Annotated in this window: 1 protein-coding gene; it reads left to right on the top strand. The window is 50.3% G+C overall.

The window, feature by feature from the left end; all coding sequences use genetic code 11:
• Positions 1 to 245, top strand: a 245-nt coding sequence (locus PZH32_RS13565) for a molybdopterin dinucleotide binding domain-containing protein (protein WP_275208781.1), incomplete at its 5' end; no start/stop codon positions are given.
• Positions 246 to 292 lie beyond the last annotated feature (47 nt).

The following is a 292-nucleotide window of genomic DNA, read 5'->3' as shown; positions in this document are numbered from 1 at the left end:
CCCGCAGCATTGAAGACAATTCTTATGTCGAGCTGTTCAACGAACGAGGACATGCCGTCGTTCGTGCGATTTACGCAGACGATATTCGTCCAGGGGTGCTGATTTACCCGAAAGGCTGGCAGCAGTGTGAATTCAAGGAAGGCGGGTTCTCGGAAATGACCTCAGCTCATTGCAATCCGTTTACCGTAAACACATCGTTTATGGATGTGGCGGCAGACATTCGACCGTGGGGGCAGGGAGAGTAAAAATGAGTGGATCGAGATACGGCTTTGCCATAGATACAATAAGGTGC

The sequence above is a fragment of the Adlercreutzia equolifaciens genome (assembly GCF_029076695.1).
In the GTDB taxonomy this organism is placed as follows: Bacteria; Actinomycetota; Coriobacteriia; order Coriobacteriales; family Eggerthellaceae; genus Adlercreutzia; species Adlercreutzia equolifaciens_A.
This window is presented reverse-complemented; position numbering and strand designations above follow the sequence as displayed.